The organism is Aquamicrobium aerolatum DSM 21857, assembly GCF_900113935.1.
Classification (GTDB): Bacteria; Pseudomonadota; Alphaproteobacteria; order Rhizobiales; family Rhizobiaceae; genus Aerobium; species Aerobium aerolatum.
Genome location: NZ_FORF01000012.1, coordinates 80,173 through 104,287 on the forward strand (window position 1 = coordinate 80,173; position 24,115 = coordinate 104,287).

Below are 24,115 nucleotides of genomic sequence, written 5' to 3' on the forward strand. Positions count from 1 at the left end.
GCGACTCAGGTCAGCCTGCGTCGCGTACCCGCGTCAGCGCAGTCTCAAGTCGTGACTTCGCTTCCGTCAGCTCCGCCAGCTTCTCACGCTCGGCCTCCACAATTTCCTCTGCTGCCTTGGCAACGAAATTCGGGTTGGAAAGCTTTTTCTCGATACGCCCACGCTCGTCGGCATTTTTCGCCAGTTCTTTCGAAAGACGTGCCTCTTCCGCCTTAAGATCGATCAATGCACCGAGTGGCAGGCAGGCCGTCGCCTCGCCAATGACCAGCTGGGCTGAACCCTTCGGCGCACCAGAATCGAACCCGACCTCTGCCACGCGCGCCAGACGCTGAATTGCCGGCTGATGGCGGGCGACACGCTCGCGCGTTTCAGAATTGGCGCCAACCATAACCAGCGGCGCGGTCGCCGACGGTGGAACGTTCATTTCAGAACGGACCGACCGAATGCCGGAAACCAGCTCGACCAGCCAATTGAGCTCAGCGGCCGCCTCGGCGTCCTCGAAATCAGGCGTCGGCCATGCCGCGTGGCACAAGAGCGTTTCGCGCGCTGGTCCATCGCCAACTGTCTGCTGCCACAACTCTTCGGTCATGAACGGCATCATTGGATGGAGCAGCTTGTAGATCTCATCCAGCACATAGGCCATGCACGCGCGGCTTTCAGCCTTTGCGGCTTCGTCCTCACCGTTGAAGACAGGCTTGAGCAGTTCGACATACCAGTCACAGAACAGGTTCCAGACAAAGCGATAGGCTGCTGCCGACGCTTCGTTGAACCGGTAGTTCGAGATGCCATCCGAAATTGCCTTCGCCGTCCGCGTCAATTCGGTGAGAATCCAGCGATTGAGCATCAGCTTGGCGTCTTCCGGCTGGAAATCCGGGTCGCGCTTGACGCCGTTCATCTCGCCGAAACGCGTTGCGTTCCACAGCTTCGTGCCGAAGTTGCGGTAGCCGGCGACACGCGCGGGATCGAGTTTCACGTCACGCCCCTGCGCCGCCATGATCGCCAGCGTGAAGCGCAGCGCGTCAGCGCCGTACTCGTCGATGAGGTCGAGCGGGTCGATGACGTTGCCCTTCGACTTTGACATCTTGGCGCCGCTCTTGTCGCGCACGAGTGCGTGGACATAGACGGTGTGGAATGGCTCTTCCTTCATGAAATGAAGGCCCATCATCATCATCCGGGCGACCCAGAAGAAGATGATGTCGAACCCGGTGACCAGAACGTCGGTCTGGTAATAAGTTTCGAGCTCCTTGGTCTGGTTCGGCCAGCCAAGCGTCGAGAACGGCCACAGAGCCGACGAGAACCAGGTGTCGAGCACGTCTTCGTCGCGCGTCAGGATCTTGCCCGGTTCGTAGTTCTCGAGCTGGTCCTTGACCCAGTCACGCCACGGCGTATCGACGGCGAGATAGTATTCGACCGCCTGGTCGAGCGCTTCCTGTTCGGACTTGGCGACAAAAACATGGCCGTCCGGGCCGTACCAGGCGGGAATCTGGTGACCCCACCACAGCTGGCGCGAAATGCACCAGGGCTGGATGTTTTCCATCCATTCGAAATAGGTCTTTTCCCAATTTTTCGGGACAAAGTTGGTCCGGCCCTCGCGAACACTTGCGATTGCGGGCTTCGCCAGGGTCTTGGCGTCGACATACCACTGGTCGGTCAGATAGGGCTCAATCGGAACGCCGCCACGGTCGCCATGCGGAACCATGTGCTTGTGCGGCTCGATCTTGTCGAGGAAACCACCCTCGTCCATGATCTGGACGACGAGCTTGCGTGCCTCGAACCGGTCCATGCCATGCAACTGAGTCCAGATGCCCTGACGCATCTCAGTGACTTCAACGCCCTCAAGAAAATCGTCGTTCTCGAGAATGTTGATCGTCGCATCCGGATTGAGAATGTTGATCATGCGCAGATCATGGCGTTTGCCGACGTCAAAATCGTTGAAGTCGTGCGCCGGGGTCATCTTGACCGCACCGGTGCCTTTTTCCGGGTCGGAGTACTCATCAGCGACGATGACAACGCGGCGGCCGACAATCGGCAGAACAACGTGCTTGCCGACGAGATGGGTGTAGCGCTCATCCTCAGGGTGAACGGCAACACCGGTATCACCGAGCATCGTCTCCGGGCGCGTCGTGGCGACGACGATATAGGTCGACGCATCTTCCGGGTCGTAGGTCTTGCCTTCGATCGGATAGCGGAAATGCCAGAGGCTGCCGCTGGTCTCGACCTGCTCGACCTCAAGGTCGGAAATCGCCGTCAGGAATTTTGGATCCCAGTTGACCAGGCGCTTGTCCTTGTAGATCAGCCCTTCGCGATACAGAGTGACGAAGACTTCCAGGACAGCTTCCGACAGACCTTCGTCCATGGTGAAGCGCTCGCGCGACCAGTCGCAGGACGCCCCAAGCCGCTTCAGCTGGTTGAAGATGATGCCGCCCGACTCGCCCTTCCACTCCCAGACCTTGTCGATGAATTCGGCGCGGGTCAGGTCGCGGCGGTGGATATTTTGCGCAGCAAGCTGGCGCTCAACCACCATCTGCGTCGCGATGCCGGCATGGTCCATGCCCGGCTGCCACAGCACGTTCTTTCCGCGCATGCGCTCGAACCGGACCATGATGTCCTGAAGTGTGTTGTTGAGCGCATGGCCCATATGCAGCGAACCCGTGACGTTCGGCGGCGGGATCACGATCGTGAATGCTTCAGCGCCCGGCTTGGAGCCGGCACCGGCAGCGAATGCGTCACCATCTTCCCACGACTTTGCAATCCTGGGTTCGACGGCTTTGGAGTCATAGGTCTTGTCGAGCATGAAATTGGTCCGCCAGTTCAGGAAAAGGATTGAAGCGGTGTAAACCGGATGGACCGGTGCGAGTCAACTGTGAGCCAGCCTGCCGGCTCCACGCAACGAAAAACGCCGCCCCTGCAGGCGGCGTTCAGAAAAGGCAGCAAATGCCCCGTCAGCTACCGCGCGCGACGCGTTCGATTTCCTCGCGCACCAGCTTCTCGACCAGATTGGGCAAATTGTTGTCGAGCCATTCCTGCAGCATGGGGCGCAGCATCTCTTCTGCCATCTCGTCGAACGAGCGGCGGCGGCTTGCTGCGAATGCGTCAGACAGCTCTCCGAAAGCGGCGGCGACCTGACGCGCCGGCTGCTCGGAGATCAAGGAGGTGCGCAATTCTTCCTTCACGCTGGCTTCCGCAGCGACCACAAACGCGCTGGTTTCTACCGGCTGCGCTGGCTTGTCCAAGGCGGGAGCCAGGCTCTCCTCGACCTGCGCGCGCGCGGGTTCCGGGTCAGCGTGCAGAGTGTGTACATCGGCGACGGGCTGCATTACCGGCTCAAACGACACCTCGGCAGCTTTCCGGGCCACCGGTGAGTCTACGACAGGCGGGGTGTGAACGACGGTCGGCTCGTCCAATTCAAGACGAAAAGCCGCCACTTCGCTGGCCGCGTCCGTTTGCGTGTTCGCAGCGGTCACCTCAAAGTCACCGCGCTGGTCGGCCTCCTCAGACGGAGCCCCAACCGCATCGCTGTCCTCGATGATCCTGCGGATCGAGGCCAGTATCTCTTCCATCGAAGGTTCGCGCTGTGCGCTGCCTGCCTGTGCCATATTCAAATACGCCGCTCATCTTGATCCGACTACCGGCTTTGCCCATCCCTTGAACAGTCACCGAATCACGGACAAGCCTAGACGACGCATCGGGGCGCGAGAATCCCCCCGCTGAAGATGGTGTGGTTTTCACACAGATTTGACGGCTGGAAGCAGAAAACCCGGCTTGCGCGCCGGGTTCAGACGGTAGACTGACCGCCAGGGCAGATAAATGCAGCCAAAAGTTCACGCTCTGGAGGCCCCAAAAAAGAGGCGGCCGACGGCCGCCCCTAGATGGCAATGATCTACCGGTTACTGCGGCAGCTGGTCGTCCACGCCTTCGACGTAGAAGTTCAGGCCAAGCAGGAAGCCGTCTTCGGCCACTTCACCGTCAGCCAGCCACTGCGTGCCGTCCTGCTTGTTGATCGGGCCGGTGTAAGGATTGAATTCACCAGACTTGATCTTGGCTTCGGTCTCTTCAGCCAGCTTCTTCACGTCGTCCGGCATGTTGGTGTAAGGCGCCATCACAACGTGGCCTTCCTTCATGCCACCCCAGACGTCCTGCTGCTCCCAGGTTCCGTCCATCACCTTGCCGATGCGCTCGATGTAGTACGGACCCCAGTCGTCGATGATCGACGTCAGCTGCGTCTCCGGACCGAACTTGATCATGTCGGTCGCCTGGCCAAACGCCTTGATGCCGCGCTCGGATGCAACCTGGATCGGGGCAGTGGAGTCGGTGTGCTGGGTGATGATGTCGACGCCCTGGTCGATCAGCGCCTTGGCAGCGTCAGCTTCCTTGCCGGCGTCGAACCAGGTGTTTGCCCACACGACCTTGACCTTGAAGTCTGGGTTGACTGACTGCGCGCCGAGAACAAAGGCATTGATGCCCATGACGACTTCAGGGATCGGGAACGACGCGATGTAGCCGGCAACGCCCTTCTCGGACAAGCTGGCAGCGATCACACCCTGCACGTAACGGCCTTCGTGGAACTTCGAGTTATAGGTCGCAACGTTGGGGTGTTCGCGCTTGTAGCCCGTGGCGTGCTCGAACTTGATGTCCGGGAAGCGCCCTGCAATCTTGTTGGTGGCGTCCATGAAGCCAAACGAGGTCGCGAAGATGATGTCGCAGCCCGAGCGAGCGAAACGCTCGATGGCGCGCTCTGCGTCAGCACCTTCCGGAACGCTCTCCAGATAAGCGGTTTCCAGCTTGTCGCCAAAATGCTTCTGGGCGTCGAGCAGGCCCTGATGGTGCTGGTAGGAATAGCCGAAGTCACCGATGGGACCGACATAGATGAAGCAGGCTTTGGTCTTGTCCTGTGCGCTTGCGGCACCGGGGAGCAAGATTGCGGCCGAGGCAGCCAAAGCCAGAAGGTATTTTTTCATGACAACCATCCTTTGAAATTGCAGTTCACGATGAGGCTTACGAGTAGCTTACCGATCGGGAACAAACGGCTGCCCTAGCGAAGCCGGTGTGTTCACCATTGTCAGTCTCTTGTTGCGCGAGATTAGTACGAGAACGATGATCGTCGCCAGATAGGGCAACGCAGAAAGCAGTTGAGAAGGTATCGGCCATCCCAACGCCTGGGCGTGAAGCTGGCCGATGGAAACCGCGCCGAAAAGATAAGCTCCGGCGAGCACGCGTCCCGGCCGCCAGGAAGCAAATACCACGAGCGCCAGCGCGATCCAGCCACGCCCCGCGCTCATTCCTTCGACCCACTGAGGAACGTAAACAAGGGCCAGATAGCCGCCTGCAAGACCTGCGCATGCGCCGCCGAACATGATGGCCATATAGCGGATCGCGATGACCCGGATGCCGAGAGCGTGCGCAGACGCATGATTGTCGCCGACCGAACGAAGTGTCAGTCCGGCCTTGGTGTAGAACAGGAACCAGCTCACCCCAATGGTCAGGGCAATTGAAATGTAGAAAATCGGATCCTGACCGAACAACAGCCGTCCCACATATGGGAGTTCGCTGAGATAGGGGACGTTCACAGTCCCCATCTTCACGCCGGGAAGTCCGACAAAGCTCTCTCCGATCATGCCTGACAGGCCAAGCCCCAACAGGGTCAGGGCAAGCCCGGTCGCGACCTGATTGGTAACCAGCGTCAGCGTCAGGAAGCCAAAGAGTAGCGAGAACAACGCGCCCACGACAATAGCTGCGAGAACCCCCAGCCAGGGAGAACCGGTCATGTAGGCGACACTGAAACCAGTGACCGCACCCATGATCATCATGCCCTCAACGCCGAGGTTGAGGACACCGGAGCGCTCGACGACCAGCTCTCCCATTGCAGCGATGAGCAAGGGCGTCGCTGCGGTCGCAATCGTAATGACGATGGCCTCAAACATTTGGCACCTGTGCTGCTGCCAAACTCGCGGTGGCCGCCTTCGATTTAACAAACCGGATCTGGTAGTGAATGAGAGTGTCGCAAGCCAGGACGAAGAAGAGGATCATCCCCTGGAAGGCACGAACGACCTTGTCGGAGAGGCCGACAGAAATCTGCGCAGCCTCGCCACCAAGATAGGTCAACGCCAGCACGAGCCCGGCGGCAACAATCCCCAACGGGTTCAATCGCCCAAGAAACGCAACGATGATCGCGGTAAATCCGTATCCGGGAGAGATGGCCGGACGCAATTGGCCGATAGCTCCTGACACTTCAGAAATACCTGCCAAACCCGCCATGGCGCCTGACACGGCGAATGCAAACAAAGTCATCTTGCCAGCCGAGAAACCGGCGAAACGCCCTGCCCGCGGACTTTGTCCGAGTACCTTGATTTCAAAGCCCTTGAGCGTTTTCGACAAGACGAACCAAAGCACGATCGCTGCGATGATTGCAAAGACGAAACCCCAATGCGCGCGGCCCGAAGCCGGCAGGATTTCCGGCAAGATCGCGTAGCTGTGGAAGGTCCGCGTTTCGGGGAAATTCATCCCTGCCGGGTTCCGCCACGGTCCGCGCACCAGCCAATCAAGGAATAGCTGAGCGACGTAGACGAGCATCAGACTGGTGAGAATTTCGTTGGTATTGAAGCGAACCTTCAAGATGCCGGGGATAGACGCGTAAGCGGCTCCGCCAATCATTCCCATGATCAGCATCAACGGCAGCACGAACCAGAACTGAAAGTCGGGAAACATGACCGGAAGCACTGAGCCAACAACCGCACCGATCACAAACTGGCCTTCAGCGCCGATATTCCAGTTGTTCGACAGGAAGCAAACCGACAGACCGACCGCGATCAGAATGAGTGGCGCTGCCTTGATGGCGAGTTCGTGCAGCGACCAAACCTCCATCAACGGCTCTACGAAATAATAGTAGAGGGTCGTTGCTGGATTCTTGCCGAGGGCTGCAAATAGGATCGCCCCTGCGATGATGGTCAGCCCAAATGCAATGAATGGCGACAAGGCACTGAAAGCCCTGGACTGCTGCGGGCGTTTGACGAGTTCGAGGCGCATCAGGCGGCGTCTCCTTTGGATTCGGTTGCCGTCTGTGAGCCGCCCATCAAGAGGCCGATGCGCTCCAGCGTCATCTCGGCAGCAGGTAGCGGTGAGGAGAGTTGGCCGTCATGCATGACGGCAATGCGGTCCGATACCTCAAACAACTCGTCGAGATCCTGGCTGATCACCAGCACTGCGGAGCCCCCCCGAGCAAGATCGATGAGCGCCTGTCGAATCCGGGCTGCAGCGCCAGCGTCCACACCCCAGGTCGGCTGGTTCACGATGATCACCGATGGTTGGCGATCAAGCTCGCGGCCGATGATGAATTTTTGCAGATTACCACCAGAAAGAGACGCCGCCTCGGGGTCTTCCGCGCTCTTGCGCACGTCCATCTCCGAAACGATCCGCTTGGAGGCTTCCGCAATCGCCGATGTGCGAACCATGCCGAATTTGCCCAGAAATGCTTTTGTGTCGGTCTTGAAACGCGACAATAAGAGGTTTTCGGACAGTTTCATGCGCGGGGCCGCACCGTGACCCAGTCGCTCTTCGGGTACAAAAGCCGCTCCCATCAGGCGACGTTCGGAAATTCCGAGCTTGCCGACGGGATTACCACGGATGCGGATCACGTCCGGGCTCTCCTGAGTGACCTCCCCCGAAATCGCCTCGAAGAACTCGCCCTGTCCGTTGCCAGCAACACCTGCAATGCCAAGCACTTCTCCGGCTTTCATGGTGAGCCAGATATTCTTGAGCGCAACAGAAAACGGGCCTGCGGGCTTTCGTGAGAGGCCACAAATGCTCAAAAGTTCCGTCGCATCGGCAATCGCGGCGGGTGGCCTCGTCGCCGTGATCACCTCCGACCCCACCATCATCCGGGCGAGAGACGCGGCGGTTTCCTGACGCGGGTCACAATGGCCCACGACCTTGCCATGACGAAGAACGGTGGCGCGATCGCAAAGCCGCTTCACCTCCTCCAGTCGATGAGAAATGTAGAGGATTGATTTGCCCTCAGAGCGAAGGCGCTCAAGAGTTTCAAACAATTTGTCGGCTTCTTGCGGCGTCAGCACAGAAGTCGGTTCATCAAGGATGATGAGTTCCGGTTCCTGCAGGAGGCAGCGGATGATCTCAATGCGCTGTCGTTCACCCACCGAGAGGTCGCCGACGAGCGCAAACGGATCGAGCGGCAGCCCGTAAGCCTTCGACAATCCGTGCGCTTTTTCCGCGATTGCAAGGATGGACGTGTCGTCATCCAGCGACAGCATGATGTTTTCAGCGGCGGTCAGCGCCTCGAACAAAGAGAAATGCTGGAACACCATGCCGATGCCAAGCTTGCGAGCCTGGCCGGGGTTGGAAATCGTTACGCCCTGTCCGTTCCAGAAAATTTCGCCGCTCGCGGGCTCAAGGGAGCCGAACAGCATTTTGACCAGCGTGGACTTGCCTGCCCCATTCTCGCCGAGAAGTGCGTGAATTTCACCCTTGCCGATCGTCAGGTCTATCGAGTCGCAGGCCTTCAACTGTCCAAAGACTTTGGTCAGGCCCTTCACCTCCAATAGAGGTGTGCCGTCGACTGCGCGCGTTTGGCTCACAGTGCCTCCCAGTTCATTCTGTCGGTCCCCGGTTTGCTCCGGGTAATTTTTGTTCCCGGCTCATCGTAGGCCTCTGCCGTCCCGCTCGCAAATCACTGCGAATTTTGAAAGTGATTCAACATTTTCAGCAAGGATGCACAAGTGGGAGAAACAAGTTCTAGGCTATCAATCATAGCTGGAACTGCTGTCTGCACGGCTTCCAAGGCTGCATGGGCCCGCACCGTGTCAGTCAAGCTACATCTTTCGGACCAGCGTCTATGGAATCCAGGCCTGCCGCCTTGTGGCGTCTGAGTACCTTACCCACGCCGGATTGGCCGCAGACAGCTTCTCCTGGCTTGTTGTCCAGGAGCCGCCCTTCGTGGATGTGAACAGAGTTCTTCGTCTTAGCCTTTTCTCAGGCCGAGACGTGGGAAGAGCTGCATGATGCCCCCGATGAAGAACAGGTAGATGCCCGTAACGCCAACGCCGATCTGTACGAGGCTCATCGCATTCATGTCCTGAAGCAACGCGACTGCACCCAACACGCACCAGGACAGGAAAACTGCCAGATTCAGTGTGCGAAGCCGTTTCACACGAACGGGGTGGAGGAAGTTCATCGGTACGAATGAAAGGATCGCCGCGATGACGACCACCGCAAAAGATGCGTACTCTCCGGGTGCGATCACAAAGAGCGTAAAAACCAGCATGTTCCAGACGACAGGGAACCCCTTGAAGAAGTTTTCCTTCGTCTTCATCCCCGTATCGGCATAGTAGATCGCGCTCGAAACAACGATGATTGCGGCTGAAACGAACGAAAGTCCCTCACCCATGAAACCGCTTTGATAAAGGGCGAATGCGGGTATCAGGACGTAGGTGACATAGTCGATGATATTATCGAGGAGCTCGCCCGACCAGGTCGGCAGGACTTCCTTGACATCGAGCTTACGCGCGATTGGTCCGTCGATCCCGTCGACGAACAGCGCCAACCCTAGCCACAGAAACATCGCCGTCCACTGCTTCTCAGCTGCAGCGACAAGCGACAGAAAAGCAAGAAACGAGCCGGACGCCGTCAGCAAGTGCACCGAGAAGGCGCGAGCCTGAGGCCAGGTCACCTTCTTCTTGGGCCGCGGTATGCGATCCGAAAGCTTTTTCTTCAATGGAGCGTTTTCGTTCACGGTCTCGTCCATCGCCCATCCACCACAGCTCTGCCGCTCCGTAATGACCAAAGATAGCTTCGCTGACCGATCTTTGTGTGCGGTCTATTTTTCGCGCGTTCCCTGCGGCCGCAGGAACAGACCCTACTCGCACGCTGGCGGACCGTACAAGCCATACTCGACATTCCGCGGCGTCGAAATTGGAATTTCCACGAAAGCTTTGCACAATTGCCGGAGCCTATCCTTCAGAAACTCCGACACAAGCCGCGCAATGATGGCAATTCGACACGTTGATCTGACCGGCAGGTGGGCACTATATGCTCTCAAATGACTGGAGCAGACATGATCATCGAGAGCGATATCGTCGTTGCCGGGACCGGTCCGGCTGGACTTCTTGCGGCGCTTGCAATTTCGCGGAACGGATTTCGCGTCGCGCTGGTGGGGCCTGATGTCAATCTGGGTGACGGCCGAACCACGGCGCTGATGAAACCACAGCTGGACTTTCTCGACAGCCTTGGGCTCCTCGAAGACATTCGCACGGATTCTGCTCCACTGAAGACGATGCGCATTGTGGACGGCACCAGCCGCCTTTTGCGAAGCCCCACCGTGAACTTTCGCGCGACGGAAATCGGTCAAGACTATTTCGGCCTGAATATACCGAACCGGCACATGTTGCGTGTGCTTGCCCGAGCGCTCGAGGATTCGGAAATTGTCCGGGTAAATGGGCTTGTCAAAGAATGGTCTTCCGCACCCGAACATGTCGAAGCGGAGCTTCTGGACGGAACAGTTGTGCGTGCCAGGCTGGCGGTAGCGGCCGACGGAAGAAACTCTCCGGCCCGCGATTCTGTCGGTATCAAGGTTAGATCGACGCCATCGCAACAGTCTGCGCTGGTTCTGAACTTCCAGCATACGCGATCCCATCAAGACACATCGTGTGAATTCCACACGGAACATGGCCCGTTCACGCAGGTTCCGCTGCCGGGCCAGCGCTCCAGCCTGGTATGGGTCAACCGGCCGCACCGGGCGCAGGAGCTCGCGCGCCTCGACGAATCAGCTCTGTCACGCCTGATCGAAGACCGAATGCAATCCATGCTTGGCCGCGTCACAGTCGAGTCGGGAAGCCAAGTATTTCCTCTATCTTCCGCGCTGCCGCAACGCTTCGCCAAGGATCGAGTGGCGCTGATCGGCGAGGCCGCGCATGTATTTCCGCCCATCGGCGCGCAAGGTCTCAATCTAGGGATCCGCGACATCGAGGGACTGATCGAGATCATCACGCGCCATCCGGTGGATCCGGGCGCAGAAGATGTGCTGGCCGCTTACGATCGAGCACGCCGACCCGACATTGTAGCGCGATCTTCCGCGGTCAATTTGCTCAATCGGTCGCTGCTGTCAGACATGCTCCCCACGCAGATGGCGCGTGCGCTCGGCCTGTCAATGCTTGAGGCGACACCGCCGCTGCGTGCGCTATTCATGCGCGAAGGGCTGCGTACCGGAAGCGGCATCGGCAGCTTGTTCCGGAGCTGAATTTCGAGCCCCTTCTCTTTCATCGCAGCAACTAAACTACATAGTCTGTTGTCTTATATGGCTTTTACGCGAACGCTTGGTGCTTCTAGAATTGTTTTATCGAAACAAGTCGCGCGGCAAAGCGCCCGAAGTGATGAGATAAAGCAATGCGGTTAGCGTGAACACGGAAAGCGCCGTGGTGATCACGACGCTGGCCGACGCGCGCTCCACCCAGACGTCATATTGCTGTGCAAGCACGTAGACATTAGCGGCGGCTGGCAAGGCGGCGAGCATCACCGCAGAGTAAAGCCATACATCCGGAAAGTCGCCAATAAGGCTGAGAACAACGTAGCAGAGAGCCGGATGAACGATCAGTTTCAGCCCGGCGATTACTCCAAGCTCCGCGGGAACGCGTTTGAGCGGACGCAGTGCCAGCGTCACACCCATCGCAAAAAGTGCGCAGGGCGCTGCTGCCTGGGCCAGAAGCTCCAGCAAGCGATCAAGCGCCTGCGGCGGCTCGAACCGCATCACCGCCGCCAAGATGCCCAGCATCGTGGACAGGATGAGAGGATGAAGAACGATGCGCCGAACGGCGCGGAACGCGACAACCCCGATTGGTTCTTCGGCTCGACCTGAAAACGCCATCATGAGCGGCGTGACGGCAAAGTGAAACACGTTCTCTGCGCACACAATCAGCGCAACCGGCACCGCCGCCGATGGCCCGAAAACCAGTATGGCCAAAGCGGGCCCCATATAGCCGATATTGCCATATGCGGCAGACAGCCCCTTGATGGTGCTTTCGGCCAGATTGCTGCTTGTGAAGATCAGGGAGCCGAAGCACATCAGGCCGAAGATCACGAATGTCGAAAATACGGAGCCAATCACGAATGTCCATTCGGACAACTGGTCGACCGGCGTACGCGATACGAGTTGAAAAAACAGGGCCGGCAGCGCTGCATAGATGATGAACGTATTCATCCACCCCAGCGCCTCGAGCGGTTGGCGGGTCTGGCGTGCAAAGAACGCGCCGAGAAGGATCAACCCGAAGAAGGGCAGCACCAGCCCGAGCACGTCAGCCATATATCCTCCCGCGCGGTTCTTCCGCGCCGCGTCGAGCCAAACTATTGGCTGACAGACTGCATCAAACCATCAGCTTCCAAACTGCTGGAATTGTGCGATGCTATACACATCAGCGCACGTCAAGGTACAGGCTATGGGTGAAGTCAAAGTTGCCAGGTTCAGGATCGGCCAGGTCGTCCGGCATCGGTTGTTCCCTTTTCGGGGGGTGATCTTCGATGTTGACCCGGAGTTTGCGAACACGGAAGACTGGTACAATGCCATCCCGGCGGAAGTCCGGCCTGCTCGCGACCAGCCATATTATCACCTCCTGGCCGAAAACCAGGAAACTGAATATGTGGCATATGTGTCCGAACAGAACCTGCTCGACGACAGTTCAGGAGAGCCGGTGCGTCATCCCCAGCTGGCTGAATTCTTCGACAAGACCAGCGATGGGCATTACGCTCCGAAGGGCCGGCCTGCGCACTAAAACGCGTCGCGATCTTTTAGCTATGACTTGAGGTCATAAAAAAACGGGCCATTGAGGCCCGTTTTTTTGTTTGCTCAAGCGAGGATCAATTGCCCTGCTTGGCGCGCTCTTGCTCTTCCTTGAGCTTCTGCGCGAAATCATCGGTGTTGCGATCGACGAATTCCTGAAGGCGACGCTGGCGATCTTCGATGTCGGACTGCTGGAGCGGCTCACCATCAAAAGCAGTCGTGAAGCCGGCAAGCGTCACCTTGATCGGGTTGGCCTGGTTCTGGAAGTTGACCGAAGTCAGCGTCAGTTCCGATCCACGCTTGAACGAGGCGATCAGATTGTCCGTCAGCTGGCCTTCAGCGATGCAGCGGTCAGGAAGGCAGATCATGTAGTCGATCTTCTGCGTCTGTCCGCCATCGATCTGCATGCCGATACCGGGAGGAACAAGACGACCGGTCGGAACCGTGATCTGGAAAATGCGGCGGTTGGTCTTGCCCTTGACCTCGATCATGCTGATGCCGGTCAGGAAATGTCCCGAATCTGCGAACAGGATATTCTGCACGTTGCAGATGTCGATGTCTTCCTGCTTGCTGCAGACCTTGTACCAGCCCTCAGGCATGTTCTGCTGCTGCTGTTGAGCATGGGACGGCGCAACTGCGCTCATCGCAATGCCGAACACGCCGGCGGCCAGAAGGGAAAGTCGGGTCGCATTGGTCTTGCGGCGATTCATTGGGTCCGTTTCCTCTTAGAACGTGGGCTGCGGCACTGCCTGCAATCGGCCCGCTAGTGCTGGTGAATTGCGGCGACAGCATGACTCCAAGCGCCTGTTACACCGTGGCTGCTGGCAAATCCAGACCCGCTCTTCAATTTACTGGGATCGTCCAAGGGATTCCGGCACAGAAAGCAAACTGCTAGGGTGCGCCGAATCGCCCTTCCCGAGACATCGCGCCGGAGTTTCATGATGCGACTGTCGTTGCTTGCCGTTCTTGCTGCCATGTTTGCGGTACCAGCGGGCCCCATTGCCGCCCAGAACGGACCCTCGCATGCCATTGCCATGCACGGAGAGGCGGCCCTGCCCGCCGACTTCGCGCATCTCCCCTACGCCAACCCCAACGCGCCGAAGGGCGGACGGATTGATTATGCGTGGCAGGGCTCGTTCGACAGTCTCAACCCGTTCATCGTTCAAGGCGATGGCGCCCGCGGGCTGTTCGACCAGTATTTTGGCAACAACGTCTTCGAAACGCTGCTCATGCGGTCGCGCGATGAAGCATTCACGCTCTATCCGCTGATTGCCGATAGTGTCGAGACCGATGACGAGCGCAGCTTTATCGCGTTCACCATCAATCCCCTCGCCCGCTTTTCCGACGGCCAGCCGATCACGCCTGAAGACGTCGTGTTCTCGATGGAATTGCTGCTGGAGAAAGGGCGCCCAAACTACCAGAACTGGATCAAGGCGGTTGAAAAAACCGAGATCGTCGGTCAAAACGGTATCCGCTTCACCATGAAGCCCGACGCCGGGCGCGAGTTGCCGTTGCTGTTGTCGCAACTGCCGATCCTGCCCAAACATGCGATCGACGCGGAAAATTTCCACCGCTCGTCGCTCAAGCCCATGATCGGCTCTGGTCCTTACGTGATCGAGAGCGTGCGCCCTGGCGAAGTGGTCGTCCTGAAGCGCAACCCGGATTATTGGGCGAAAGATATCCCAACCAAACGCGGTTTCGACAATTATGACGAAATCCGCATCAATTACATGCGCGACGACAACACGATCTTTGAATCGTTCAAGCGAGGCCTGACCTCGCTCCACGCAGAGACGGACACGGGCCGCTGGGCAACCGGCTACGATTTTCCCGCCTTCCGCGACGGACGTGTCCTACGTGAAGAATTTGAAACGCGACTGCCGTCGGGAATGTATGGCTATGTCATGAACACGCGTCGCGAAATGTTCGCGGACAGGACAGTACGGCAATCCTTGGCGGGGCTTCTGGATTTTGAGTGGGCTAACCGCAATCTCTACAATGACGCCTATAAACGAATCCGCAGCTATTATGACGGGTCCGATTTGTCGTCGTTCGGCTTTCCTGCAAGCGACGCCGAACGAGAACTGCTGGCGCCCTTTCCTGACGCCGTCCTTCCCGAGATTATGAACGGGACATATCAACTGCCGGTTTCTGACGGCTCCGGCCGCGATCGGGAGTTTTTGCGTCTTGGCCTGGAGGGACTTCAGTCGGCAGGTTACCGGATGGAAGACGGCAAGCTCGTCGACAAGAATGGCAAGCAGCTGAGCTTCGAAATCTTGCTCAATGGACCGGCCGGCCAGTCGCTGGCGATGTCGTGGACCCGTACCCTGAGCCGCCTGGGCATTGTCGCCAATATGCGTATCGTTGACTCGGCCCAATATTTTCAGCGCCAGCGCACCTACGATTTTGACGTCATGTTGATGAACTATACGTCGTCGCTGTCACCGGGTGCCGAACAACTGGCGCGCTGGGGGTCGGCTACACGCGATCTCGACGGAACCTATAACTTTGCAGGCGTAGCGGACCCTGCGGTGGATGCGCTGATCGACAGGCTTCTCAATGCGCGAAGCCAGGATGAGTTCGTCACTGCCGTTCGCGCTTATGATCGCGTGCTCATGAGCGGTGCTTACGTGGTGCCGCTATACAATCCGCTGACAAATAGTTGGATTGCGCACTGGAAACAGTACAAACGCCCCGATGTGACTCCTATTTATGGACCTCAGTTCCAGACCTGGTGGTACGAGGCCGACTGAGCCTCTGCAGGAGAAAAATTATGAGCGAGCGCACCAGCATAACCATAGACGTGATCTCGGATGTCGCATGTCCATGGTGCTTTCTCGGCATGAAACGTCTTGAACACGCCGTTGAACTGGCGTCCGACGTTGACGTGCAAATTCGTTGGCGGCCGTACCAGCTTGACCCGTCGATCCCCAAGGAAGGATTGCCACGCCGCAAATACATGCTGGACAAGTTCGGCGACGAATCCAGGCTGACGGCAGCGCACGAACGGCTGACGATGCTGGGCGAGGTTGAGGGCATCCGCTTCAATTTCGATGCCATGCAGGTTTCCGCCAACACTTTGGACGCGCATCGCCTCATTCGCTGGGGCGGGTCGCCAAAATCACCGCCCGGCGCACAGGCGCAGGTCGTCAAGCGCCTGTTCGAGATGAATTTCGAAGAGGCACGAGATATCGGAGCGCGCGATGTGCTGACGGAGGCTGCCGCCGACGCTGGCATGGACGCCAATCTCGTGGAGGCCCTGCTGTCGTCTCACGCCGACGTTGAGTCGCTTCAAAACGAGATTGCCGCTGCAAGCCAGATGGGCGTGACTGGCGTTCCATGTTTCCTGCTCGAAGGGAAATACGCCGTCATGGGCGCCCAGGAAGCAGAAGTCCTCGCCGACGCCATCAAGCAAGTGGCAGCAGCCAAGGAACGCGGCGAACTCGATCAGCCACAAGCGAATTAGGCAAACTCGTTACGAAAGACCCGAAGTCTGTTAAGGCTTCGGGCCATTCTTCATGCCTTTTCGGCAATTCTCGCCAATTGCGTCATCACGACAGCAGAACCGGCGAGGCGCTTTTGCGCGCTCGGCCAGTCCCGCATCAGCACAATGCTGTGGTCCGGCCTGATCTTGGCCAACGAACCCTGCTCGCTGATGAATTTCACCAGACCGGCAGGTTCCGGGAACGTCTTGTTGCGGAAGTGCAGGACGATTCCCTTCGGGCCGGCGTCGAGCTTTTCAACCTGGGCCTTGCGGCACAGCGCCTTGATGAACACGATCTTCAGCAGGTGATCGACTTCTTCCGGCATCGGGCCAAACCGATCGATGAATTCTGCGCCGAAGCCGTCGATCTCTTCTGTCGTCTCCAGTTCCGAGAGGCGACGATAGAGAGCAAGGCGCAGCTGGAGGTCGGGAACGTAGGATTCCGGGATCATCACAGCAGTGCCAATGGTGATCTGCGGCGACCAGCTGCCGTCTCCAGCCTCCGCATCCCCCTTCATCTCAGCGACTGCTTCTTCCAGCATCTGCTGATAGAGCTCGAAGCCGACCTCCTTGATGTGACCGGATTGCTCATCCCCCAAAAGGTTGCCCGCGCCGCGTATATCGAGGTCATGGCTCGCCAGCTGGAAGCCTGCACCGAGCGTGTCGAGAGATTGCAGAACCTTCAACCGCCGCTCGGCGAGTTTCGTCATCATCTTCTTGGCGGGCAATGTGAACAGGGCATAGGCCCGCAACTTCGAACGCCCAACCCGACCGCGCAGCTGATACAGCTGTGATAGTCCGAACATATCCGCACGGTGCACGATCATCGTGTTTGCGGTCGGGATATCCAGACCTGACTCCACGATGGTCGTCGACAGCAGCACGTCATATTGGCCGTCGTAGAAGGCATTCATGATGTCGTCGAGTTCGGTGGCGGCCAGCTGACCGTGGGCGGTCGCCACTTTTAGCTCGGGCACCTGCTCCGCCAGAAACTGCTTGATTTCCGCCAGATCGGCGATGCGCGGCACCACATAAAAGCTCTGCCCGCCACGATAGCGCTCGCGCAGAAGCGTCTCGCGCACCACCAGCGGATCGAACGGCGAGATGAACGTGCGCACGGCCATCCGGTCTACCGGTGGCGTGGTAATCAGGGACAATTCCCGCACGCCCGTCAGCGCAAGCTGCAAGGTGCGCGGGATAGGCGTCGCGGACAGCGTCAAGACGTGAACGTCGGTTTTCAGCTCCTTGAGCCGTTCCTTGTGCTTGACGCCGAAATGCTGCTCCTCGTCGATGATCAGCAGCCCAAGGTTCTTGAAGCTGACGGCAGAACCAAGCAGCGCATGTGTTCCGACCACAATGTCGACGGTTCCCTCGGCCATGCCCTTCTTAGTTTCGTTCAGTTCCTTGGCCGTCACCAGCCGCGATGCCTGACGAACATTGATTGGCAGCCCGGCAAAACGCTGACTGAAAGTGCGGAAATGCTGACGTGCCAACAACGTGGTTGGCACCACCACCGCCACCTGAAAGCCTTCCATGGCGGCGAGGAACGCAGCGCGAAGTGCAACCTCCGTCTTGCCGAAACCGACGTCACCGCAAATGAGTCGGTCCATCGGCCTTCCAGCGGCAAGATCGTCGGCCACCGCGTCAATCGCGTTCTGCTGGTCCTCGGTCTCGTCGTAAGGAAAGCGCGCCGCGAATTCACCGTAGACGCCGTCTGGCGGCATGATAACAGGAGCTGGACGCATCTGCCGCTCGGCCGCAATCGCGATCAGCTGGCCAGCCATCTCCAGCAGGCGGCGCTTGAGCTTGGCTTTGCGCGATTGCCACGCCACGCCGCCGAGCTTGTCGAGGGCGATCTCGGCAGAATCCGAGCCAAAACGCGACAAAAGCTCAATATTTTCTACCGGCAGGAACAGCCGGTCGTCGCCGGCATAGACCAGTTCAAGGCAATCGTGCGGCGCGCCAGCGGCTTCGATCGTGCGCAGTCCGACGAATCGTCCGATGCCGTGATCGGCGTGAACCACGACATCGCCAGCCGACAATGCCGACACTTCCGCAATGAAATCAGAAGCTTTCTTGCGTTTTTTACCACGACGGATGAGACGATCGCCGAGAATATCCTGCTCGGCGACGATGACCATGTCAGCGGTCTGGAACCCGGCTTCCAACGGAAGCACGGCAAGGCTCGCCTCTCCGGCCTTCAGCTTCGCAACTTCATCGAGCGACGCGACGTTCTTCAGATTTCCGAGACCATGCTCAACCAGCACCTGCGAGAGGCGGTCGAGAGAACCTTCGCTCCACCCGGCGACGATCACCCGGCGACCAGCTGCGCGCAGGTCCGCGATGTAGTTCACCGCATGTTCGAACACATTCGCATTGGGATCGGCGCGTTCTTCAGCAAAGCTGCGTCCGGCAGAAGCTCCGGCGTGGCGCAGCGCCCTGCCACTTGTTTCGGGAACCTCAAACGGGGTCAGTTCGGCGTAGACGCGCTCGGCAGCAAGCTTTTCGACCTCTTCTGTCGAAAGGTACAAGTGATTGGGCGCAACCGGCTTGTAGGGCACAGAATCGGCAAACGATCCTGCCTGCTGGCGCGTGCGCGCTTCATAGTGGTCAACGATCAGCGCGTGACGCTCACCAAGAGCTTCCTTTGCGAGATAATCGAAAATGATTGGAGCATCAGGCAGATAGTCGAAAATCGTCTCCAGTCGCTCGTAAAAGAGCGGCAGCCAGTGCTCCATGCCTGCAAAGCGACGCCCTTCGCTGATCGCCGCATACAGCGCATCGTCACGTTGAGGCGCGCCAAACGCCTCGATATAGGCACGGCGAAAGCGCGAAATCGATTCGGGCGTCAGTGAAACTTCGCTCATCGGCTTGAGCGAGAACTGCTGGCGCTGACCCGTCGTGCGCTGTGTCGCGACCTCAAAGGCGCGGACCGATTCCAGCGTGTCGCCAAAGAAGTCGAGGCGCAGCGGCTCGCCGCCTGGAGCATAGACGTCGAGAATGCCACCGCGCACAGCGAACTCGCCAACGTCACGCACCGTGGGCACGCGCTCAAAGCCAGCAGTATCGAGCCGACCGGCCAGAACGTTCATGTCGATCTGATTGCCGGGCTTGGCAACGATGGCCTGCGCTGCCATCTCATCGGCCGGTGGCATCCGCTGCAGCAGGGCGTTGGCACTGACCAGAACGACGGCGCGGTGCGGCTTGTCGCGCAGGGCGACCATGGCGGCCATCGCATCCAGACGGCGGGCCGCCGCATCGGCGCCCGGAGACACGCGGTCGTAAGGCAGGCAGTCCCACGCCGGCAGTTCTAGCACCGGCAGGCCAGGCGATACGAAGGCGAGCGTTTCCGCGATTGCCGGCAACCGCTGGCCGTCGCGGACGACGAATATCAGCGGTTTGTCACCAAGGTCTGCCGCGACAGCGGCGAGCGCGAACGCTTCATAACCGTCTGCCACGCTGTCGATAGTGGCTGCGCCGGTTGCGGGCAGGCGAATGGGCTGGATCAGTTTCATCTGCGATCAGACGTTGACGCTACTGCGATAGGACAGGATCTTGGCAAAGATGGGGGTATCATGACGCGCGGGAACCGAAGTTTCTCCAGTCACCCATTTCAGGATGTCGGCATCGGACTCAGCCATGAAATCCTCGTAGATCGAAAGCTCGTCGTCAGTCAGCCGATCAATCTCCGCATCCACGAATGAGCCGAGAATGAGGTCGACTTCGCGCATGCCGCGATGCCAGGAACGGAAGAATGCCTTGCGGCGGCGAGTGTCGAGGTCCGCGCTGGACCGCAATGTTCCGGTCATAAACAAAAACCCTTGTGGATGAAGTCGGCATATAGCGGGTGTCGGCGGCAATGTCAGCCTTTGCGGACACACTCTCCCGACATAAGCTTGGCGTCATGCGCCCTTCTCTTCTCGATCCCCTTTTCGCTCCTGCCACGACCCTCGACGGCATCGGCCCGAAAGTGTCGGCGCTGCTTGCCAAAGTTTTGCCCTTCGACACGACAGGTCGGGAAGTGCGGGTCGGCGATCTGCTGTTCGTCCTGCCACATACGATGATTGACAGGCGCAAGCGCTATCCCATCGCTGAAGCGCCAGAAAACGCAGTGGTCACGCTGGAGGTCAGCATCGACTATCACCAGCCCGCGCCACAGGGAAATCGCTCCGCTCCGTATCGCATCTTTGCCCATGACGATTCCGGCGAGATCGCGCTGACCTTCTTCCGAGCCAAGGGGGACTGGCTGACCAAGGCTGTGCCGGAAGGCGCACGCATGATCGTCTCGGGCCGTATCGAGTGGTTCAACGGGCGGGCGTCGATGGTTCATCCCGACCATATGGTGCCCGCCGACAGGGCCGGCGATCTGCCTGCCGTGGAACCGGTCTATCCGCTCACGGCAGGTCTGTCGTCGAAAGTACTGCGAAAGGCGGTTGCCGCCTCTGTCAATCGCCTGCCCGAGCTTCCTGAGTGGCTGGACCCGACACTGATGACCCGCCATTCGTTTCCTTCGATCCGCATGGCGCTCCACCGCGTGAACACACCTGACGATCCACTCGACATCAATCCTGACAGTGCAGCGTGGCGACGGTTGGCATATGACGAGCTTTTGGCGGGGCAACTTGCGCTGGCGCTGGTGCGCGCCCGTGTTCGGCGCAATGCAGGCCGCGCGCTGACAGGCGACGGCCGGATCGAGAAGCAGGTCCGTGCAGCGCTGCCCTACTCGCTCACACACTCTCAGGAGCAGGCGCTCGTCGAAATTCATGGCGATCTTGAATTGCCAAAGCGGATGCTGCGGCTATTGCAGGGAGATGTCGGGGCTGGAAAGACCGTAGTTGCGCTGCTGACTGCGGCGCGTGCTGCTGAGGCTGGCGGACAGACGGCTCTGATGGCGCCCACCGAAATACTTGCTCGCCAGCATCTGGCAACCATTGCGCCACTGGCCGCGAAAGCCGGATTGCGGGCCGCCGTTCTCACCGGACGCGAAAAGGGACGCGAACGCACCGAGATCCTGCGTGCGGTGGCCGCCGGGGAAATCGACATCCTCATCGGCACCCATGCCCTGTTCCAAGACACCGTGGTGTTTCATGACCTGGTGCTGGCGATCGTCGACGAACAACATCGCTTCGGGGTCCATCAGCGGCTGGCAATTTCCGCGAAAGGCGACGCCGTCGACATGCTGGTGATGACGGCGACACCGATTCCGCGGACGCTGGTGTTGACCGCCTTCGGCGACATGGATGTATCGCGCCTGACGGAAAAGCCGGCAGGTCGTCGTCCTATCCAGACCGTCACATTGCCGATGGAGCGGCTACCGGACCTGGTCCAGCGAATCCGAAGCGCCGTCGGCGACGGGCAGAAAGTCTACTGGATTTGTCCGCTTGTCGAAGAATCAGAAGAGATCAAGCTGATGTCAGCCGAAGATCGGCACGCATCGCTAGCATCTGTTTTTGGCAAATCCGTCGGTCTCATCCACGGGCGAATGAACGGCGGCGACAAGGATGAGGCGATGCGCGCCTTCAAGGATGGCGACACGCGCATCTTGGTCGGCACCACCGTTGTGGAGGTGGGAGTCGATGTTCCTGACGCGACGATCATCGTCATCGAACACGCGGAACGCTTCGGGCTTGCACAGTTGCATCAGTTGCGCGGACGGGTCGGGCGCGGCGACAAGGCGTCAACCTGTGTGCTGCTCTACAAGGAACCGCTGGGGTTGGTCGCAAAACAGCGCCTGTCGGTGATGCGAGAGACGGAAGATGGCTTCAGGATCTCCGAAGAAGATCTGAAGCTGCGCGGCGAAGGCGAGCTTCTTGGCACCCGCCAGTCCGGCACACCCGGATTTCGTGTTGCACAAGTGGAGCGACACGGCGACCTCCTGGAAATCGCCCGCGACGATGCGAGGTTGATTCTCGAACGCGACCCCGAATTGTCATCGCCACGCGGTCAAGCGCTGCGCGTGCTGCTCTATCTCTACGGGCGCGACGATTCGATCCGCTTGCTGCGCGCCGGCTGAAGTCAGCCGAGCGTTCCCAGTACGGGGAACGTTTCGAGCAGCCAAAACGATGCCGCCTGGATGCCGCCGGTGAGGAAGAGAACACCGGCAATGACCAGAAGCGCGCCCATGATTCGTTCAACCTTGCCCAGATGGAGGCGGAAGCGCTGCAGAAAACGCATGAATGCGCCGGAAAACAACGCTGCCAGCAGAAATGGTATCCCGAGCCCAAGCGAATATGCAGCCAGCAGCAGCGCGCCGTCGCTGACAGTGGCGCTGCCACCGGCCAGGGTAAGAATCGGACCAAGGACCGGGCCGATGCAGGGCGTCCAGCCAAATGCGAAGGCCAGGCCCATTACATAAGCGGCGGCGGCGCTCGCAGGCTTGCCGCCCGGCTGGAAACGCGCTTCGCGCGACAACAGCGGTATGCGCAAGATGCCAAGAAAATTCAGTCCCATCAGGATGATGAGCACGCCGGCGACCATTGCCAGCTCCTGCTGCCACATCCGCAGCAATCCGCCGATCGTCGAGGCACCCGCGCCCAGCGCCGTGAACACGGTGGAAAAACCAAGCACAAACGCAACAGATGCTGTCATCAACGCCAGCCGTGGCGCCGTGCCAACTACCGCCGCTGTCCCGTCACCCTGCTTGATCAGGCCAGGATCGCGACGGAAATCATCCATGGAGACGCCAGCCATATAGCACAGATAGGGCGGCACGAGCGGAAGCACGCAAGGCGAGAGGAAAGAGAGCGCCCCTGCTCCGATCGCGCTGATATAACTGACATCAATCGCCATTGCTTCCCGCCAATTCCAATCTTTCAGTCTGCCGCACCTATAGCCGCACGGTCGCGATGAGGCCAAATCACTAGTCTGTGGCTAACCGTCGCTGAGTTAGCCACAGAAAGCTCACTTTTACCGGTTGACCGAAGAAATCTGGCTCCCTATGTTCCGGCCACTTTCGAAGCAGATCAATCGCTTCCGTGATCGCGTAGCTCAGTCGGTAGAGCATTCGACTTTTAATCGAATGGTCGTGGGTTCGAGTCCCACCGCGATCACCATCCCTCCACTCCCCATGGGCGAGCCTCGCTTCCTTTAATTTTGCTGGCATGACATTCCGGCATTCATTAATGGGAACATTCGGCACGCGTGGCCGTTTTAGAGCAAATAGGGCAACGTTTGCTCTATGCGCTGATCCAAGGGAGATCGAGCATGATCAAGATTATTTCCAGTGTGTGCGCTGCGGCCATGCTGACACTGCCCTTCGCTACGGGCGTGATGGCCATGCCGAAAGCGGCTCCTTCGTCGGTATCGCCAATTATTTTGGCTCAGTCATCGTCGCCGGGTGGTGACGGACAGAGCGGACAGCCACGGATACGTCGTGACTGGGATGGCGGACGAGATCGCGGCGAATGGCGCGACCGTGGTGAGTGGCGTGATCGTGGCGAATGGCGCGACCGCCGCGACTGGCGAGACGCCCGGGATCGACCACGCGGTGAAGCCTATTACCGGGGCTATCGGGGCTATCGAGATCCAAGGCCGGGATACCGCAGACACGGTGATTTTTGGTTCCCGCCTGCAGCCTTCATAGCTGGCGCTATTCTGGGCGGAGCGATGACGGCCCAGGAGCCGCCAATCCGCTATCGTCCGCGCGGCAACGATCACGTCAGCTGGTGCTATAATCGCTACAAGTCGTATCGCGCTTCGGACAATACTTTCCAGCCCTACAATGGCCCGCGCCGACAGTGCCAGTCGCCTTACGGCTGATTTAACTGTCATGGAGACCTGAAAGGCCTGCCATCGTGCAGGCCTTTTTTTCATGAGGAGAGCCCACAAAAATCAGTCATGCATCACCTTAAGAG

Annotated in this window: 18 protein-coding genes and 1 tRNA gene; 7 read left to right on the plus strand and 12 right to left on the minus strand. The window is 59.1% G+C overall.

Annotated features, from left to right (window positions below; genetic code table 11):
• Positions 1–10 precede the first annotated feature (10 nt).
• From BMZ42_RS11395 to pcsA, 7 genes are all read right to left on the minus strand, one after another.
• Positions 11–2,794, minus strand: coding sequence for a valine--tRNA ligase (locus BMZ42_RS11395; RefSeq protein WP_091522381.1), 2,784 nt, complete (start codon positions 2,792–2,794; stop codon positions 11–13).
• A gap of 148 nt (positions 2,795–2,942) precedes the next feature.
• Positions 2,943–3,596: a PopZ family protein gene (locus BMZ42_RS11400; protein WP_091522383.1), complete on the minus strand. Its 654-nt coding sequence runs from the start codon at positions 3,594–3,596 to the stop codon at positions 2,943–2,945.
• Between the two features lie 291 nt (positions 3,597–3,887).
• Positions 3,888–4,958: a BMP family ABC transporter substrate-binding protein gene (locus tag BMZ42_RS11405; RefSeq protein WP_091522530.1), complete on the minus strand. Its 1,071-nt coding sequence runs from the start codon at positions 4,956–4,958 to the stop codon at positions 3,888–3,890.
• 48 nt (positions 4,959–5,006) lie between these two features.
• On the minus strand, positions 5,007–5,921 hold the full coding sequence (locus BMZ42_RS11410) for an ABC transporter permease (protein ID WP_091522386.1): 915 nt from the start codon (positions 5,919–5,921) through the stop codon (positions 5,007–5,009).
• Positions 5,914–7,023 carry an ABC transporter permease gene (locus tag BMZ42_RS11415; protein WP_091522388.1) on the minus strand — a complete coding sequence of 370 codons (1,110 nt, stop codon included), beginning with the start codon at positions 7,021–7,023 and terminating at the stop codon, positions 5,914–5,916. Before BMZ42_RS11415 ends, BMZ42_RS11410 begins: the two co-directional genes overlap by 8 nt.
• Complete coding sequence (locus BMZ42_RS11420) at positions 7,023–8,600, minus strand: ABC transporter ATP-binding protein (protein WP_091522391.1); 1,578 nt, start codon at positions 8,598–8,600, stop codon at positions 7,023–7,025. Before BMZ42_RS11420 ends, BMZ42_RS11415 begins: the two co-directional genes overlap by 1 nt.
• A 371-nt stretch (positions 8,601–8,971) precedes the next feature.
• Positions 8,972–9,754 carry a phosphatidylcholine synthase gene (pcsA, locus tag BMZ42_RS11425; protein ID WP_091522394.1) on the minus strand — a complete coding sequence of 261 codons (783 nt, stop codon included), beginning with the start codon at positions 9,752–9,754 and terminating at the stop codon, positions 8,972–8,974.
• Positions 9,755–10,063: 309 nt separating this feature from the next.
• Here pcsA and BMZ42_RS11430 point away from each other — a divergent pair, with 309 nt between their 5' ends.
• Complete coding sequence (locus BMZ42_RS11430; protein WP_091522396.1) at positions 10,064–11,245, plus strand: UbiH/UbiF family hydroxylase; 1,182 nt, start codon at positions 10,064–10,066, stop codon at positions 11,243–11,245.
• 96 nt (positions 11,246–11,341) lie between these two features.
• On the opposite strand, the gene BMZ42_RS11435 is transcribed toward BMZ42_RS11430, so the two are convergent.
• A complete protein-coding gene (locus tag BMZ42_RS11435) occupies positions 11,342–12,304 on the minus strand; it encodes an AEC family transporter (RefSeq protein WP_091522398.1) in 963 nt (320 codons plus the stop codon).
• 133 nt (positions 12,305–12,437) lie between these two features.
• On the opposite strand from BMZ42_RS11435, the gene hspQ reads away from it, so the two are divergent.
• Positions 12,438–12,770, plus strand: a complete 333-nt coding sequence (hspQ, locus tag BMZ42_RS11440) for a heat shock protein HspQ (protein ID WP_091522400.1) — start codon at positions 12,438–12,440, stop codon at positions 12,768–12,770.
• 85 nt (positions 12,771–12,855) lie between these two features.
• On the opposite strand, the gene BMZ42_RS11445 is transcribed toward hspQ, so the two are convergent.
• Complete coding sequence (locus tag BMZ42_RS11445) at positions 12,856–13,488, minus strand: invasion associated locus B family protein (protein WP_091522402.1); 633 nt, start codon at positions 13,486–13,488, stop codon at positions 12,856–12,858.
• Positions 13,489–13,716: 228 nt separating this feature from the next.
• Between BMZ42_RS11445 and BMZ42_RS11450 the strand changes: the two genes are divergently transcribed.
• Positions 13,717–15,531: an extracellular solute-binding protein gene (locus BMZ42_RS11450; protein WP_091522404.1), complete on the plus strand. Its 1,815-nt coding sequence runs from the start codon at positions 13,717–13,719 to the stop codon at positions 15,529–15,531.
• Positions 15,532–15,551: 20 nt separating this feature from the next.
• Positions 15,552–16,244, plus strand: a complete 693-nt coding sequence (locus BMZ42_RS11455; protein ID WP_091522406.1) for a DsbA family oxidoreductase — start codon at positions 15,552–15,554, stop codon at positions 16,242–16,244.
• 50 nt (positions 16,245–16,294) lie between these two features.
• Here the strand turns inward: BMZ42_RS11455 and mfd are convergent, their stop codons facing one another.
• Both mfd and BMZ42_RS11465 read right to left on the minus strand, forming a co-directional pair.
• Positions 16,295–19,777 (minus strand): transcription-repair coupling factor, encoded by a 3,483-nt coding sequence (gene mfd, locus BMZ42_RS11460; RefSeq protein ID WP_091522408.1) that lies wholly within the window; start codon positions 19,775–19,777, stop codon positions 16,295–16,297.
• Positions 19,778–19,783: 6 nt separating this feature from the next.
• Entirely contained in the window at positions 19,784–20,071 is a 288-nt protein-coding gene (locus BMZ42_RS11465; RefSeq protein WP_091522411.1) for an FAD assembly factor SdhE, read from the minus strand.
• A gap of 95 nt (positions 20,072–20,166) precedes the next feature.
• On the opposite strand from BMZ42_RS11465, the gene recG reads away from it, so the two are divergent.
• Positions 20,167–22,275: an ATP-dependent DNA helicase RecG gene (recG, locus tag BMZ42_RS11470; RefSeq protein ID WP_091522531.1), complete on the plus strand. Its 2,109-nt coding sequence runs from the start codon at positions 20,167–20,169 to the stop codon at positions 22,273–22,275.
• Between the two features lie 2 nt (positions 22,276–22,277).
• Here recG and BMZ42_RS11475 read toward each other — a convergent pair whose 3' ends face one another.
• Entirely contained in the window at positions 22,278–23,051 is a 774-nt protein-coding gene (locus BMZ42_RS11475; protein ID WP_091522412.1) for a cytochrome c biogenesis CcdA family protein, read from the minus strand.
• A gap of 187 nt (positions 23,052–23,238) precedes the next feature.
• On the opposite strand from BMZ42_RS11475, the gene BMZ42_RS11480 reads away from it, so the two are divergent.
• Positions 23,239–23,314: transfer RNA gene (locus BMZ42_RS11480), tRNA-Lys, on the plus strand.
• A gap of 151 nt (positions 23,315–23,465) precedes the next feature.
• Positions 23,466–24,020, plus strand: a complete 555-nt coding sequence (locus BMZ42_RS11485) for a BA14K family protein (RefSeq protein WP_091522415.1) — start codon at positions 23,466–23,468, stop codon at positions 24,018–24,020.
• The last annotated feature ends 95 nt before the right edge of the window (positions 24,021–24,115 follow it).